This is a genomic window from Streptomyces sp. NPDC058198, from assembly GCF_042882605.1.
Classification (GTDB): Bacteria; Actinomycetota; Actinomycetes; order Streptomycetales; family Streptomycetaceae; genus Streptomyces.
On record NZ_JBHVVP010000012.1, the window covers coordinates 195,573 to 209,332 of the forward strand.

The following is a 13,760-nucleotide window of genomic DNA, read 5'->3' on the forward strand; positions in this document are numbered from 1 at the left end:
GACACGTGTTCTGGACACCAAGGGTGCGGGGCCGTCGGCCGAGGGTGTTCGGCCGACACCTTCTCCGGAGGCTTGTCTGGGCGTGAACGGGGTATTCATCAGGGCCGACTTTCCCGGTGAGGAGCGGGCCTGAAATAGTTCCCCACGATGTTCGCCATCCCTAGACTCCCTGCGATGGGGGAAACCGGGGGACAACTAGTGGGGCATGGAGTGCCGGAACTCGTACTGGAATTGAACGGAAGGACCTGGACGCTCGATCCGTCCAGGTCATACACCCTCGGACGCGATCCGCAGGGCGACCTGGTGATCGATGACGCCAGGGTTTCGTGGCGTCACGCCACCATCAGCTGGGGGGGCCGAGGTTGGGTCATTGAGGACCACGGCAGCACCAACGGCACGTATGTGCAGGGCCGGCGCGTTCAGCAGACGGACATCGGTGCCGGTTCGGCCGTGCATCTCGGCAACGCCACCGACGGACCGCGGCTGAATCTCACCGGTGCCGCGGCGGGCGCCGGCGCGTACAGCGCCCAGGGCGCGGTGCCTCACCAGGCGCAGGGCCGGCCGGCCCCGTACCAGCAGCCGCAGCAGGGCGGACAGGGCTGGGCGCCCCAGCAGCAGACACCGCAGCAGACGCCGCAGCAGGCACCCGTCCCGCAGCAGAAGGACTGGCAGCAGCCGCAGCAGGCACACATACCGCCGCAGCAGAGCGGGCCCGGCGCGCAGTTCCCTCAGCAGACCCCGGCCTCGGGCGGTGCCGCGGGGGCCCCGCCGGTGTACGGAGACCGCAGCCCGACCACGTTCCACCAGCTCGCCCTCGGCCGCGTGATGCGCATCGGCCGTGCGCTCGAGAACGAACTGGTCGTCTCCGACCTCCAGGTCTCGCGCCTGCACGCCGAGTTCACGGCGACTCCCGACGGCCGCTTCCAGATCCGCGACCTCGGATCCCACAACGGCACCTATGTCAACGGCCAGCCGATAGCCAAGTCCGGCACCGTACTCATCAGCCCGAACGACATCGTCGGCGTCGGCCACTCGGCCTTCCGGCTCGTCGGCGACCGCCTCGAAGAGTTCGTCGACACCGGTGAGGTCTCCTTCTCCGCCCGCCATCTCACGGTGACGGTCGACGGCGGCAAGCAGATCCTCAAGGACGTCTCCTTCGGCGTCCCCGAGAAGTCGCTGATCGCGGTCATCGGCCCGTCGGGCTCCGGCAAGTCCACCCTGCTCAAGGCGCTGACCGGCTACCGCCCCGCCGACCAGGGCGATGTCCTCTACGACAACCGGAATCTGTACAAGCAGTTCGCCGAGCTGCGCCAGCGCATCGGCCTGGTCCCGCAGGACGACATCCTGCACAAGGAGCTGACCGTCAGGAAGGCGCTCAAGTACGCGGCCAAGCTCCGCTTCCCCGGCGACACCGCCGAGGCCGAGCGCGAGGCCCGCATCGACGAGGTGCTGCGCGAGCTCAAGCTCGACATCCACAAGGACAAGAAGATCACCTCGCTCTCCGGTGGTCAGCGCAAGCGGGTGTCCGTGGCCCTGGAGCTGCTCACCAAGCCGTCCCTGATCTTCCTGGACGAGCCGACCTCCGGCCTCGACCCGGGTATGGACCGCGATGTCATGCAGCTGCTGCGCGGTCTCGCCGACGACGGCCGTACGGTCCTGGTCGTCACCCACTCCGTCGCCGAGCTGGCGAGCTGCGACAAGCTGCTGGTGATGGCCCCCGGCGGTTCCGTGGCGTACTTCGGCCCGCCGGAGGAAGCGCTCAACTTCTTCGGCTACAGCACCTGGGCCGATGTCTTCTCGGCCTTCGAGAACTACCGCGACTACGACTGGGCGGGCCGCTGGCGCGGTTCGCAGCACTACCAGATGTACGCCGCGGACATCGACGCCGTCGCCGCGCAGTCCGTCCATATGCCGTCGCCGCAGCAGATGCGTCCGCCGAAGCCGCAGAGCTGGGGCTCCCAGCTCTGGACGCTGATCCGCAGATACTCCTCGGTGATCGCGTCCGACAAGGGCTTCATGGGTCTGATGGTGATCCTGCCGGCCGTCCTCGGCCTGGTCAGCGTCGTCATCCCGGCCGAATTCGGCCTCGGCCCGCCCGAGCCGCCGTCCACCTTCAACGGCAAGGCCGGCACGATCATGCTGATCCTCGCGGTCGGCATGTGCTTCTCCGGCGCGGCCAACTCGGTCCGTGAGCTGATCAAGGAACGGGTCATCTACGAACGGGAACGGGCCACCGGCCTGTCCCGCTCCGCCTATCTGATGTCCAAGGTCATCACGCTCGGCGTGATCACCGCGTTCCAGGGCGTCATCATCTGCGGCATCGGCTTCGCCACGCGCGACATGCCGGCCGAGGGCCTGATCATGCCGCCGGCCGTCGAGATCTGCCTTGTCGTGATCGCCCTCGGCTTCACCTCGATGATGTTCGGCTTGGTCATCTCCTCGCTGGTGAAGACCGCGGAGAAGACCATGCCGCTGCTGGTCATGTTCGCGATCATCCAGGTCGTCTTCACCGGCATCCTCTTCCAGGTCTACGGTTCGCCGGGCCTGGAGCAGTTCGCCTGGCTGATGCCGTCCCGGTGGGCCATCGCGGGCGCGGGCACGACCCTCGACCTGGCCCATCTGATGCCGCCGTGGGATCCCAAGAACCCCACCGACCTGGACCCGCTGTGGGAGCACTCGGCGGGCCAGTGGGGCATCAACATCGGGATCCTGCTGTTGATGGGCGCCCTCTGTGGTGTCGTGGTGTCGCGCCTGCTGCGCCGCCACGAGCCGGAGGTCATGCGCAAGTAACGAGGCCGGACCGGGACAGGACCGGCCATACGTCTGAGGGCGGCACCCCGCGGGGTGCCGCCCTTCGGCGTCGGTCGACGTCAGCGCGCGTCAGCACGCGTCGGTGTGCGCCGGCTCAGTAGGCGCTGTTGACGTTGTCCATCGAGCCGTACTTGTCCGCGGCGTAGTTGGCCGCGGCCGTGATGTTGGCGACCGGGTCGTAGATGTCGAAGGGCGTTCCTTCGACGTGGTAGGCCTTGAAGGTCGGCGGGATGACCTGGAGCAGGCCCTTCGACGGGATGCCGTTCTGGGCGTTGATGTCCCAGTTGTTGATCGCGTTCGGGTTACCGCTCGACTCGCGGAGGATGTTGCGGTGCAGACCCTCGTACGAACCGGGGATGCCCTTGGCCTTCATGATGGCCAGCGACTCACGGATCCAGCCGTCCAGGTTGTTCGGGTAGACCGGCTTACGGTCGGCGGAGCGGCTGGCGGCCGCGGCCTTGGCGCGCTTCTTCTCGGCTGCTGCCTTGGCCTTCGCCTTCGCCTTGGCCTTCGCGGCCGCGTCGGCCTTCGCCTTCGCGGCTGCCTTCTCCTTGGCCGTGGCGTCGGTCTTGACCGTGACGTGCTGCTTGGCGAGGCTCGCCTGCACGGTCGAGGTCGTGTTCCAGGCCACCGGGGCGGTGGCGGGGGACTGGCTCTCCGTCTCCGCGTGGGAGCCGGGAACCAGCGAGAAGGTGAGAGCCGCGACTCCGGCCGCGGCAACGCCGGCGATGGATGCCCTGTGGGTCTTGTTCAGACGGGTGGGGCCAGGGGTGCGTGACGAGAACATAGAGACGTACCTCTTCGAATAGCGGGAGTCGCGGAGGCCGGACGGCCAGCCTGCTCGGCGGCGACGTCGGCAATTCTTAGCGGCCGCAAAAACGTGTGGCAAAGGTGTGACGTACGACCCCGGATAGTGGAGCGGGGCGCCGAAAGGGGACCTCTTGCCCCATTTATCCACAGCTCACACCACCCTTTTCTGGCGACTAGTCGCGTTCGTAAGTGATGTACGTCCTATGTGCGGGCTCACATCGGAGGCACGCCGAACTCACCCTTGGTTGCTACCGCAATGCGCTGTGTGAGCGGCCAACTGGCATCAGCGGATGCGAGGCCTCGGGCTCGCGCGGCCCTGCCCGCCCCGCGCTGCCCCGGCGGAATCCGCCCCGGCCCGCAAGGGCCCTTCGGCGTAGGTCGCTGGTCCTGGTCGGGGGCCTTCCGGGGGCCGATACGGTGCGTCTCACCCGCCGGTACGGTGAAGCCATGAGCCACCGACCGCGCTCCGGCCTCGCCGCTGTGAGCACCGCACTCCTCGCGATGAGCAGGCATCTGGAGGTGCGCGACGTCCTCAAGACGATCGTCGCCTCGGCCCGCGAACTGCTCGACGCCGAGTACGCGGCGCTCGGCGTGCCGGACGATCACGGCGGCTTCGCCCAGTTCGTCGTCGACGGCGTCAGCGACGAGCAGTGGAAGGCCATCGGCCCGCTCCCGCGCCAGCACGGCATCCTCGCCGCGATGCTCCACGACGAGAAGGCCGAGCGCCTCGCCGACGTACGCAAGGACCCGCGCTTCGAGGGCTGGCCTTCCGCCCACCCCGACATGTCCGACTTCCTGGGCCTGCCGGTCAGGGACGGCGACGAGACCATCGCCACGCTCTTCCTCGCCAACAAGCGCTGCCCCAAGCCGGACGGCGCCTGCGGATTCACCGAGGAGGACGAGGAACTCCTCGCGATCCTCGCCCAGCACGCCGCCATCGCCCTCACCAATGCCCGGCTGTACGAGCGCAGCCGGGAACTCACCATCGCCGAGGAGCGCTCACGCCTCGCTCACGAGCTCCACGACGCCGTGAGCCAGAAACTCTTCTCGCTGCGGCTGACGGCCCAGGCGGCGGCCGCGCTGGTGGACCGTGACCCGGCCCGTGCCAAGGGCGAGCTCCAGCAGGTCGCCGCCCTCGCCGCCGAGGCCGCCGAAGAACTGCGCGCCGCCGTCGTCGAGCTGCGCCCCGCCGCGCTCGACGAGGACGGCCTCGTCCACACCCTCCGTACCCAGATCCAGGTGCTCGACCGGGCTCACTCCGCCCGGGTCACCTTCGACAGCTGCGGCGTACGGGCCCTCCCGGCCGCCCAGGAGGAGGCGCTGCTGCGGGTGGCCCAGGAGGCGCTGCACAACGCGCTGCGCCACTCCGGCGCCGAGCGGGTCGATGTCACCCTCTCCCGCCGCGCCCAGGGCGCGGTCCTCAGCGTCACCGACAACGGCAGCGGCTTCGAGCCCCGGACGGTGCGCCGGGCGGGCCGTCATCTGGGCCTGGTCTCGATGCGCGACCGTGCGAGCGGCGTGGGCGGCAGGCTCACGGTGGAATCGGCGCCCGGACAGGGCACCACGATCGAGATGGAGGTGCCGGGTGGCTGAGAAGGACAGGGGCGGGATCCGGGTCCTGCTGGTCGACGACCACCAGGTGGTGCGGCGTGGCCTGCGTACGTTCCTGGAGGTCCAGGACGACATCGAGGTCGTGGGCGAGGCGTCCGACGGCGCCGAGGGCGTCGCCCGCGCCGAGGAACTGCGCCCCGACGTCGTGCTGATGGACATCAAGATGCCCGGGACCGACGGCATCGAGGCGCTGCGCAAGCTCCGTGAACTCGACAACCCGGCCAGGGTCCTGATCGTCACCAGCTTCACCGAGCAGCGCACCGTGGTCCCCGCGTTGCGCGCCGGCGCCTCCGGCTATGTCTACAAGGACGTCGACCCCGAAGCGCTGGCCGGTGCCATCCGCTCCGTCCACGCGGGACATGTGCTGCTCCAGCCGGAGGTCGCGGGCGCGCTGCTGGCCCAGGACCACACCGGCAGCGGCCAGGGCAGAGGGACGTCGCTCACCGACCGGGAGCGGGAAGTACTCGGCCTGATCGCCGACGGGCGCTCCAACCGGGAGATCGCCCGGGCGCTGGTGCTCTCCGAGAAGACTGTCAAGACGCACGTCTCGAACATTCTGATGAAACTGGATCTCGCGGACCGTACGCAGGCGGCGCTCTGGGCCGTACGCCATGGGATCGCGGACTGATCCGGAACGGCGCCCTCCGGTCTGAGATTCATACCGTCGGGTGTATGTCACCCACACGGCGCATCCTTCTCGCGGGCCGGGCGTTCTTCATGGCGTGCCGCGGCGTACCGCCGCGGTCACTGATGACGCGATTAAGGAACATCCCATGAAGGTTGCCAAGAAGGCCGCACTGGTCCTCGTCACCGCCGGTCTTGCCGCGGGTGCCTCCGCCGGCGCCGCGTTCGCCACCGACGGCGGCGCCCAGGCCAGCGGCGCGGCGACGCACTCCCCGGGTGTCGTCTCCGGCAACGTGATCCAGGTCCCGGTGCACATCCCGGTGAACCTCACCGGCAACACGATCAACGTGATCGGCCTGCTGAACCCCGCGTTCGGCAACCACTCGGCCAACTTCTAAGACTCGGTTCGCCTCCGGGGCGCTCTATGCCACTGTCGACGGTCGATCGTGCTCGGCCTCTCGTTCCTCGGGGCCTGTGCGCGTTCTCCTTTTCGACAGCGGCGCGCCCCTTCGGCTCACGCACCTCTTTTTGGGGGCTCGGTTCGCCTCCGGGGCGCTCTATGCCACTGTCGACGGTCGATCGTGCTCGGCCCCTCGTTCCTCGGGGCCTGTGCGCGTTCTCCTTTTCGACAGCGGCGCGCCCCTTCGGCTCACTCGCCGGGGGGCGGCAGGGGTGTGTTCTTCTGCCGCTCCTCCACGTAGGCGTTGTACGCGGCCACCTGCGCGCGGCGGGCGAGGCGCTCCACCGGGCGCAGCGCCTCGCCGCGTGCCGCCATCTCCGACGCGCTCACCGCGCCGCCGTGCCCGTGCTCGTACGCCAGCGAGACGAGCAGCCCGACCCGCTGGGCCAGCTCCAGCACCCGCACCGCGCGCGGCGGATAGCCGGGAGCCAGCACCTCGCGGCCCCGCTCCGCCCGCGCCCGGTACGCGTCCAGGGCCGCCTCGGCCACCGGGCCCGACGCCGCCACATCCAGCCGGGAGAGCGCCTCCGTCGCGTCCCGCAGCGCCTCGGCCAGCTCGCGTTCCGCCTCTCCGAGCGAGGGCACATCCGCCGGCGGCGCGTCCCGTACCGGCAGGCAGTGCCAGACGACCTCGATGTGACGGTCCCCGTCAGGACCCACCGCGGACACCTCGGGCACCAGCCCGTACGCCGCACCCGTGGCGATCACCGCCTCCTCGGCCTCCAGCGCCCGCGCGTTGAACTCCGGCGGCCCGCTGAGCCCCAGCGGATGCCCCGGCGCGGGCAGCGCGACCCTGTATCCGGTCACACCGAGCGCCCGCAGCCGCCCCAGCGCCAGCGTGAGCCCCACGGGCCCTGTCTCGCCCGGCAGGCCCTCCACCCGGTGCAGCGCGTCGTCGCCGACGACGGCCATCACAGCGTCGTCCGGCGATACAAATCCGGCCAAAAGGGCGTTTCCCCAAGCGGCCAGCAGTCCTGAGCGTGGTTGCGAAAGCATGGCCCCAGCCTAGGGAACGGACCTCAAGGCCGGATCGCTGGACCGGTGGCGTAGGTTTTCCCTGGGAGATGTGCCTACAGGCGCACCCAGAACCTCAAGACGATTGCATGGGGAGACAACGCGCTCATGAGCGATGTACTGGAGCTGGTGGACGTATCCGTGGTCCGCGACGGACGCGCTCTGGTGGACGATGTCTCCTGGTCGGTCAAGGAGGGGGAGCGCTGGGTGATCCTCGGCCCCAACGGCGCCGGCAAGACCACCCTGCTCAATCTCGCGTCCAGTTACCTCTTCCCGACCACCGGCAAGGTGACGATCCTCGGGGAGCGGCTCGGCAAGGTGGATGTCTTCGACCTCCGCCCGCGCATCGGCGTGGCGGGCGTCGCCATGTCCGAAAAGCTACCCAAGCGCCAGACGGTCCTGCAGACCGTCCTCACCGCCGCGTACGGCATGACGGCGACCTGGAACGAGGACTACGACGAGGTCGACGAGCAGCGCGCCCGCGCCTTCCTCGACCGGCTCGGCATGACCGAGTTCCTGGACCGCAAGTTCGGCACACTCTCCGAGGGCGAGCGCAAGCGCACCCTGATCGCCCGCGCGATGATGACCGACCCCGAGCTGCTGCTTCTGGACGAGCCCGCCGCTGGACTGGACCTCGGCGGCCGCGAGGACCTCGTGCGCCGTCTCGGCCGCCTCGCGCGCGACCCGTACGCCCCCTCCATGATCATGGTCACCCACCATGTCGAGGAGATCGCCCCGGGCTTCACCCACGTCCTCATGATCCGCCAGGGCAAGATCCTCGCGGCCGGCCCCATGGAGACGGAACTGACCTCCCGCAACCTCTCGCTCTGCTTCGGACTCCCGCTCGTCGTCGAGCGCGCGGGCGACCGCTGGACGGCGCAGGGCCTGCCGCTCAGCTGACCTGAACTCGCCCCTGTCCTGAGGGGGTTCGCCGGACCTACCATGAACACGTGGAAATCGACGCGTGGGTGTGGTGGCTGATCGGCGCGGTCGGACTGGGCATTCCGCTCGTCCTGACAGCGATGCCCGAGTTCGGCATGTTCTCGGCCGGAGCGGTCGCCGCCGCCATTACCGCGGCGCTCGGCGGCGAAATAGTGGCCCAAGTCCTGGTGTTCGTCGTGGTGTCCGTCGCGCTCATCGCCGTCGTGCGTCCGTACGCGGCCCGGCAGCGCCACGCAAGTCCGGGCTCAGCCACCGGAATCGACGCGCTGAGAGGCCGTCAGGCCCTCGTCCTGGAACGAGTGGACGGCAGAGGTGGCCGGATCAAGCTGGCCGGTGAGGTCTGGTCGGCCCGCACGCTCGACAGCGATATGACGTTCGAACCAGGCCAGCAGGTCGATGTCGTGGAGATCGACGGCGCCACAGCCGTGGTCATGTGAGCCAACCCGGCTGAACGGTCCCCACGTACGTCCCCGGTCTGAGAAACTCGATCATCAGAACATCCGGCAGCGAAGGGCCCGAGGAACGCGATGCCATCAATCATCATCGTCTTGGTCATCCTGGTGGTGCTTGTATTCATCGCCCTGATCAAGACGATCCAGGTCATCCCGCAGGCAAGCGCCGCCATCGTGGAGCGCTTCGGCCGCTACACCCGAACCCTCAACGCGGGCCTGAACATCGTGGTCCCGTTCATCGACTCGATCCGTAACCGCATCGACCTCCGCGAACAGGTCGTGCCCTTCCCGCCCCAGCCGGTGATCACCCAGGACAACCTGGTCGTCAACATCGACACCGTCATCTACTACCAGGTGACCGACGCCCGGGCCGCGACCTATGAAGTCGCCAGCTATATCCAGGCGATCGAGCAGCTCACCGTCACCACCCTGCGCAACATCATCGGTGGCATGGACCTGGAGCGGACCCTCACCTCCCGCGAGGAGATCAACGCGGCCCTGCGCGGTGTCCTCGACGAGGCCACCGGCAAGTGGGGCATCCGCGTCAACCGCGTCGAGCTGAAGGCGATCGAGCCCCCCACCTCCATCCAGGACTCGATGGAGAAGCAGATGCGCGCCGACCGTGACAAGCGCGCGGCGATCCTCACCGCGGAGGGCATCCGCCAGTCGCAGATCCTCACCGCGGAGGGCGAGAAGCAGTCCGCGATCCTCCGCGCCGAAGGTGAGGCCAAGGCCGCCGCGCTGCGTGCCGAGGGCGAGGCACAGGCGATCCGTACGGTCTTCGAGTCGATCCACGCGGGCGACCCGGACCAGAAGCTCCTCGCGTACCAGTACCTCCAGATGCTCCCCAAGATCGCCGAGGGCGACGCCAACAAGCTCTGGATCGTGCCCAGCGAGATCGGCGACGCCCTCAAGGGGCTCAGCGGAGCCTTCGACAACCTGGGCGGCGGCATGCCGGGCTTCAATACCGGCAAGGAGCGGCGGCAGACCCCCCCGCTCGACTGATCCACCCGCCCCTTCGTGCATGATCGGTGCATCCGGCACCGATCACCGAAGGGCTTTACCGTGACCATCTGGGAGATGCTCGCTGTCTTCGTCGCGGGCATCAGTGCCGGCACCATCAACACGATCGTCGGCTCCGGCACGCTGATCACCTTCCCCGTTCTGCTCGCGACGGGCCTCCCCCCGGTCACCGCCACCGTCTCCAACGCGCTCGGCCTGATACCCGGATCGGTCAGCGGAGCCATCGGCTACCGCGCGGAACTCACCGGCCAGGGCCGCCGTGTCCTGCTCCTGAGCGTCGCCGCGCTCGTCGGCGGACTCAGCGGCGCCACCCTGCTGCTCGTCCTGCCCTCGACGGCCTTCGAGACGATCGTGCCCGTGCTGGTCACGCTCGCCCTCGTCCTGGTGATCCTCCAGCCCCGGCTGGCCAAGGCCGTCCAGGCCCGCCGCGAACGGAACGGCACCGTGGCACGCCCCAACGGCGGCCCGCTCCTGTTCACCGGGCTGCTGCTCGCCAGCGTCTACGGCGGCTATTTCACCGCGGCCCAGGGGATCATCTACCTCTCCCTGATGGGCATGCTGCTCGACGACGCCCTGCAACGCCTCAACGCCGTCAAGAACGTCCTCGCCGCCGTCGTCAACGGCGTCGCCGCGACCTTCTTCCTCTTCGTCGCGGAGTTCGACTGGACGGCGGTGGTGCTCATCGCGGTCGGCTCCGCGCTCGGCGGCCAGCTCGGCGCCAAGGTCGGCCGCAGGCTGCCGCCGGTGGCCCTGCGCGCACTGATCGTGGTGGTCGGCGTGGTCGCCATCGTCCAGCTGCTCGTCCGCCGGTACGGCTGACGCGGACATACGAAAGCCCGCTCCCCGGGAAGGGGGCGGGCTTTCCCGCTTCTGGTCCGCTCACGCGGCGGGTTGAACCCCCGCCAGCCAGACCGGCAGCTCCGAGCGCTCGCCCGCCCGCAGCGAGAGCAGCATCGCATCCGCCGGAGACGGCACGAACGGGTCGCGCAGCAGCGGCATCCCCGCCTGCTCCGGCGTACGGTCAGCCTTGCGGTGATTGTCCTCGGCGCAGGACGCGACCGTATTCAGCCAGCTGTCCGCACCCCCTCGGGACCGCGGCACGACATGGTCCACCGTCGTCGCGCGCCTGCCGCAGTACGCGCACCGGTGCTGGTCCCGTATCAGCACACCCCGTCTCGACCACGGAGCCTGTCTTCGGAAAGGCACCCGGACATACCGGCAGAGCCTGATCACCCGGGGCACCGGCAGCTCCACCGCGGCCGCACGCACACGGAGACCGGGGTGGGCCTGCTCGACAACGGCCTTGTCCTGCAGCACCAGCACCACCGCACGGTTGAGTGTCACCGTCGACAGCGGCTCGAAGCTCGCATTCAATACCAGCGTGTCCCGCATCCCGCCCACCTCCCGTGTGCCGGCCCACCGCCTGGCGGGCTTGGATCAACTCTGGCCGGGCACGCCGAGAGGGACAACACAATAAAAAATGCCCTGCCCTGGTCTCTCCAAGACCAGGGCAGGGCAAACAAAACGCAAACGGTCAGCTCTCCGCGGGTGCGGCGTACTCCCCGATGAGCTGCGCACGCGCCAGCGCGTGGAACCGCAGATTGAACCCGACGAACGCGGGCGACGCGTCACTGTCCGGCCCCAGCCGCTCGCTGTCCACCGCGTACACGGTGAATACGTAGCGGTGCGCGGGATCCCCGGCCGGCGGCGCCGCGCCACCGAAGTCCTTAGACCCGTAGTCGTTGCGTGCCTGTACGGCGCCCTCGGGCAGCCCCTCGAACGTGCCGCTGCCCGCACCCACCGGAAGCTCGGTGACCGACGCCGGGATGTCGAAGACCACCCAGTGCCAGAATCCGCTGCCGGTGGGCGCGTCCGGATCGAAACACGTCACGGCGAAGCTCTTGGTCTCCGCCGGGAAACCCTCCCACCGCAGGTGCGGCGAGGTGTTCCCGGCGGCGTGGACCTGCGCGTCCTTCAGCACTGCCCCCGGCGAAACGTCGTCGCTCACCACGGTGAACGACGGCACCTGCGGATGGAAGTCATGAGGGAGCGGAGCCCTCTTCACCTCGGTCACGTGAACCTCCGAATCGGCTGTCCTGCCTTGCGACGCCGAGCCTAGAGGTATGCCTAGAACCAGTTGCGACGGCCACCGACCTCGGCGAGCCACTGGTTGAGATAGGCGGACCAGTCGGTGCTGTGGAAGTCGCCCAGGCCCACCTGGAAGGCCCGGAACGAGTCGCTTCCCTCGGTGAACAGGCCCGGCTTCTTGTCCATCTCCAGGATGACGTCCATCTCGCGGTCGTCCGCGACGAAGGTCAGCTCGACCTGGTTCAGCCCGCGGTACTGCTGCGGCGCGAGGAACTCGATCTCCTGGTAGAACGGCAGCCGCTGACGCGTCCCGCGGATGTGCCCGCGCTCCATGTCCGCGCTCTTGAAGCGGAAGCCCAGCTGGATGAAGGCGTCCAGGATGGCCTGCTGCGCCGGCAGCGGGTGGACGTTGATCGGGTCCAGGTCGGTGGAGTCCACCGCCCGCGCGATGTCCAGCTCCGTGGTCACGCCGATGTTCATCCCGCGCAGCTGCTGCCCGTCGATCGTGGTGATCGGCGTCTCCCAAGGGATCTCCAGACCGAACGGAACCACATGCGCCGCTCCGGCCTGCACCTCGAAGGCACCGCCGATGCTCTGCTTGGTGAACTCGATGTTCTGCTTGAGCTCCTGGTCGTTGCCCTCGACCTCGACCCGTGCCTGGAGGCCGACGGAGAGCCCCTGGATCTGCTGGTTCACCGAACCGCCCTGGAGCCGCACCTCGCCCTGAACGACGCCGCCGGGCACGACGTTCGACTCGGTCAGCTCGGTCTCGACGGACGCGCCACCGGCGCCCACGCTCGCGAGCAGCTTCTTGAAGCCCATGTTCACTCCTTCTAGTCCTGACCCCTACATACGCGCCATGACGGTAGTCGGTTCCCGGGTAGGCTCGTACGCCATGAAGGAGAGCCCCGATCGAACACCGCTGCCCCGGGACTTCTTCGACCGCCCGGTCCTGGAGGTCGCGCCCGACCTCCTCGGGCGAACGCTGGTACGGAGCACGGACGTTGGGCCCATTGAACTCAGGCTGACCGAGGTAGAGGCGTACGCGGGCGAGATCGACCCCGGCTCGCACGCCTTCCGTGGCCGCACCGCCCGCAACGGTGTGATGTTCGGTCCGCCCGGTCACGCGTACGTCTACTTCACCTATGGGATGTGGCACTGCCTCAACCTGGTGTGCGGACCCGAGGGCACCGCGAGCGGAGTCCTGCTGCGGGCCGGCGAGATCCGCGTCGGCGGCGAACTGGCCCGCACACGTCGCCTCTCGGCCCGCCATGACAGAGAACTCGCCAAAGGCCCGGCCCGGCTGGCCACCGCCCTCGACATCGACCGCGCTCTCGACGGGACGGACGTCTGCGCCGGCCTCGACGCCCCGCTGGCGATACTGGCGGGCACCCCTGTCGCGGATGACCAGGTCCGCAGCGGTCCGCGTACCGGAGTGGGCGGCGACGGCGCCGTCCATCCCTGGCGCTTCTGGATCGACGGCGAGCGGTCGGTCAGCCCCTATCGCGCCCACGTACCGCGGCGACGACGAACTTGACTCGTCCTGTTCATCCGCCTAACGTAGCCCGAGCCGCTTGACACGGGCCCTGCTGTTCAGCAGCCGCCCGTAGCGGCCATCCACTACCTACGTTCGAACCCCAACGGGTGTGGATTTCGGCATGCCGAAATTCAAGCCCCACGACTCGATTATGAGCCGCACGGGGAATCGGCTAAAGTAGTGAACAGCCGAAAGGCAAAGGCCCACTCCAAAGGCCACCGGAATTCAAGAGGCAAGAACAGCCAAATGAATCTGGTAAGGTTGGAAACACGAAGTACAGAACAAAATGAAGTACCGAAGGGAAGCCCGGAGGAAAGCCCGAGAGGGTGAGTACAAAGGAAGCGTCCGTTCCTTGAGAACTCAACAGCGTGCCAAAAGTCAACGCCAG

14 protein-coding genes are annotated in these 13,760 nt (G+C 68.6%); 9 read left to right on the forward strand and 5 right to left on the reverse strand.

Annotation, left to right across the window (positions count from 1 at the left end; translation table 11 throughout):
* Nucleotides 1-174 precede the first annotated feature (174 nt).
* Entirely contained in the window at nucleotides 175-2,790 is a 2,616-nt protein-coding gene (locus ACFVWW_RS29350) for an FHA domain-containing protein (protein WP_384193245.1), read from the forward strand.
* A gap of 115 nt (nucleotides 2,791-2,905) precedes the next feature.
* Here the strand turns inward: ACFVWW_RS29350 and ACFVWW_RS29355 are convergent, their stop codons facing one another.
* The gene (locus ACFVWW_RS29355) at nucleotides 2,906-3,598 is read right to left on the reverse strand and encodes a transglycosylase SLT domain-containing protein (RefSeq protein WP_384193248.1); all 693 of its coding nucleotides are present in this window, start codon (nucleotides 3,596-3,598) and stop codon (nucleotides 2,906-2,908) included.
* Between the two features lie 470 nt (nucleotides 3,599-4,068).
* Here ACFVWW_RS29355 and ACFVWW_RS29360 point away from each other — a divergent pair, with 470 nt between their 5' ends.
* The 3 genes from ACFVWW_RS29360 to ACFVWW_RS29370 all read left to right on the forward strand — a co-directional run bounded on the left by ACFVWW_RS29360 (nucleotide 4,069) and on the right by ACFVWW_RS29370 (nucleotide 6,254).
* A complete protein-coding gene (locus ACFVWW_RS29360) occupies nucleotides 4,069-5,214 on the forward strand; it encodes a GAF domain-containing sensor histidine kinase (RefSeq protein ID WP_384193250.1) in 1,146 nt (381 codons plus the stop codon).
* Nucleotides 5,207-5,860 (forward strand): response regulator, encoded by a 654-nt coding sequence (locus ACFVWW_RS29365; protein ID WP_384337691.1) that lies wholly within the window; start codon nucleotides 5,207-5,209, stop codon nucleotides 5,858-5,860. The genes ACFVWW_RS29360 and ACFVWW_RS29365 overlap by 8 nt, the downstream gene beginning before the upstream one ends.
* 145 nt (nucleotides 5,861-6,005) lie before the next feature.
* Complete coding sequence (locus tag ACFVWW_RS29370; RefSeq protein WP_384193256.1) at nucleotides 6,006-6,254, forward strand: chaplin; 249 nt, start codon at nucleotides 6,006-6,008, stop codon at nucleotides 6,252-6,254.
* Nucleotides 6,255-6,505: 251 nt separating this feature from the next.
* On the opposite strand, the gene ACFVWW_RS29375 is transcribed toward ACFVWW_RS29370, so the two are convergent.
* Nucleotides 6,506-7,312, reverse strand: a complete 807-nt coding sequence (locus ACFVWW_RS29375) for a hypothetical protein (RefSeq protein WP_386877739.1) — start codon at nucleotides 7,310-7,312, stop codon at nucleotides 6,506-6,508.
* A 126-nt stretch (nucleotides 7,313-7,438) separates the two neighbouring features.
* Between ACFVWW_RS29375 and ACFVWW_RS29380 the strand changes: the two genes are divergently transcribed.
* The 4 genes from ACFVWW_RS29380 to ACFVWW_RS29395 all read left to right on the forward strand — a co-directional run bounded on the left by ACFVWW_RS29380 (nucleotide 7,439) and on the right by ACFVWW_RS29395 (nucleotide 10,566).
* A complete protein-coding gene (locus ACFVWW_RS29380) occupies nucleotides 7,439-8,230 on the forward strand; it encodes an ABC transporter ATP-binding protein (protein ID WP_384193883.1) in 792 nt (263 codons plus the stop codon).
* Nucleotides 8,231-8,280: 50 nt separating this feature from the next.
* Nucleotides 8,281-8,709, forward strand: a complete 429-nt coding sequence (locus ACFVWW_RS29385) for an NfeD family protein (RefSeq protein WP_386877738.1) — start codon at nucleotides 8,281-8,283, stop codon at nucleotides 8,707-8,709.
* Nucleotides 8,710-8,799: 90 nt separating this feature from the next.
* The gene (locus ACFVWW_RS29390; RefSeq protein ID WP_384193877.1) at nucleotides 8,800-9,729 is read left to right on the forward strand and encodes an SPFH domain-containing protein; all 930 of its coding nucleotides are present in this window, start codon (nucleotides 8,800-8,802) and stop codon (nucleotides 9,727-9,729) included.
* Between the two features lie 60 nt (nucleotides 9,730-9,789).
* Nucleotides 9,790-10,566 (forward strand): sulfite exporter TauE/SafE family protein, encoded by a 777-nt coding sequence (locus tag ACFVWW_RS29395; protein ID WP_384193875.1) that lies wholly within the window; start codon nucleotides 9,790-9,792, stop codon nucleotides 10,564-10,566.
* 60 nt (nucleotides 10,567-10,626) lie between these two features.
* Here the strand turns inward: ACFVWW_RS29395 and ACFVWW_RS29400 are convergent, their stop codons facing one another.
* The 3 genes from ACFVWW_RS29400 to ACFVWW_RS29410 all read right to left on the reverse strand — a co-directional run bounded on the left by ACFVWW_RS29400 (nucleotide 10,627) and on the right by ACFVWW_RS29410 (nucleotide 12,657).
* On the reverse strand, nucleotides 10,627-11,139 hold the full coding sequence (locus tag ACFVWW_RS29400; protein WP_384193872.1) for an HNH endonuclease: 513 nt from the start codon (nucleotides 11,137-11,139) through the stop codon (nucleotides 10,627-10,629).
* A 142-nt stretch (nucleotides 11,140-11,281) separates the two neighbouring features.
* Entirely contained in the window at nucleotides 11,282-11,821 is a 540-nt protein-coding gene (locus ACFVWW_RS29405; protein WP_384193869.1) for a YbhB/YbcL family Raf kinase inhibitor-like protein, read from the reverse strand.
* Nucleotides 11,822-11,874: 53 nt separating this feature from the next.
* Nucleotides 11,875-12,657, reverse strand: a complete 783-nt coding sequence (locus ACFVWW_RS29410) for a sporulation protein (protein ID WP_384193866.1) — start codon at nucleotides 12,655-12,657, stop codon at nucleotides 11,875-11,877.
* Between the two features lie 73 nt (nucleotides 12,658-12,730).
* On the opposite strand from ACFVWW_RS29410, the gene ACFVWW_RS29415 reads away from it, so the two are divergent.
* Nucleotides 12,731-13,372, forward strand: coding sequence for a DNA-3-methyladenine glycosylase (locus tag ACFVWW_RS29415; protein WP_384193889.1), 642 nt, complete (start codon nucleotides 12,731-12,733; stop codon nucleotides 13,370-13,372).
* Nucleotides 13,373-13,760: the final 388 nt, after the last annotated feature.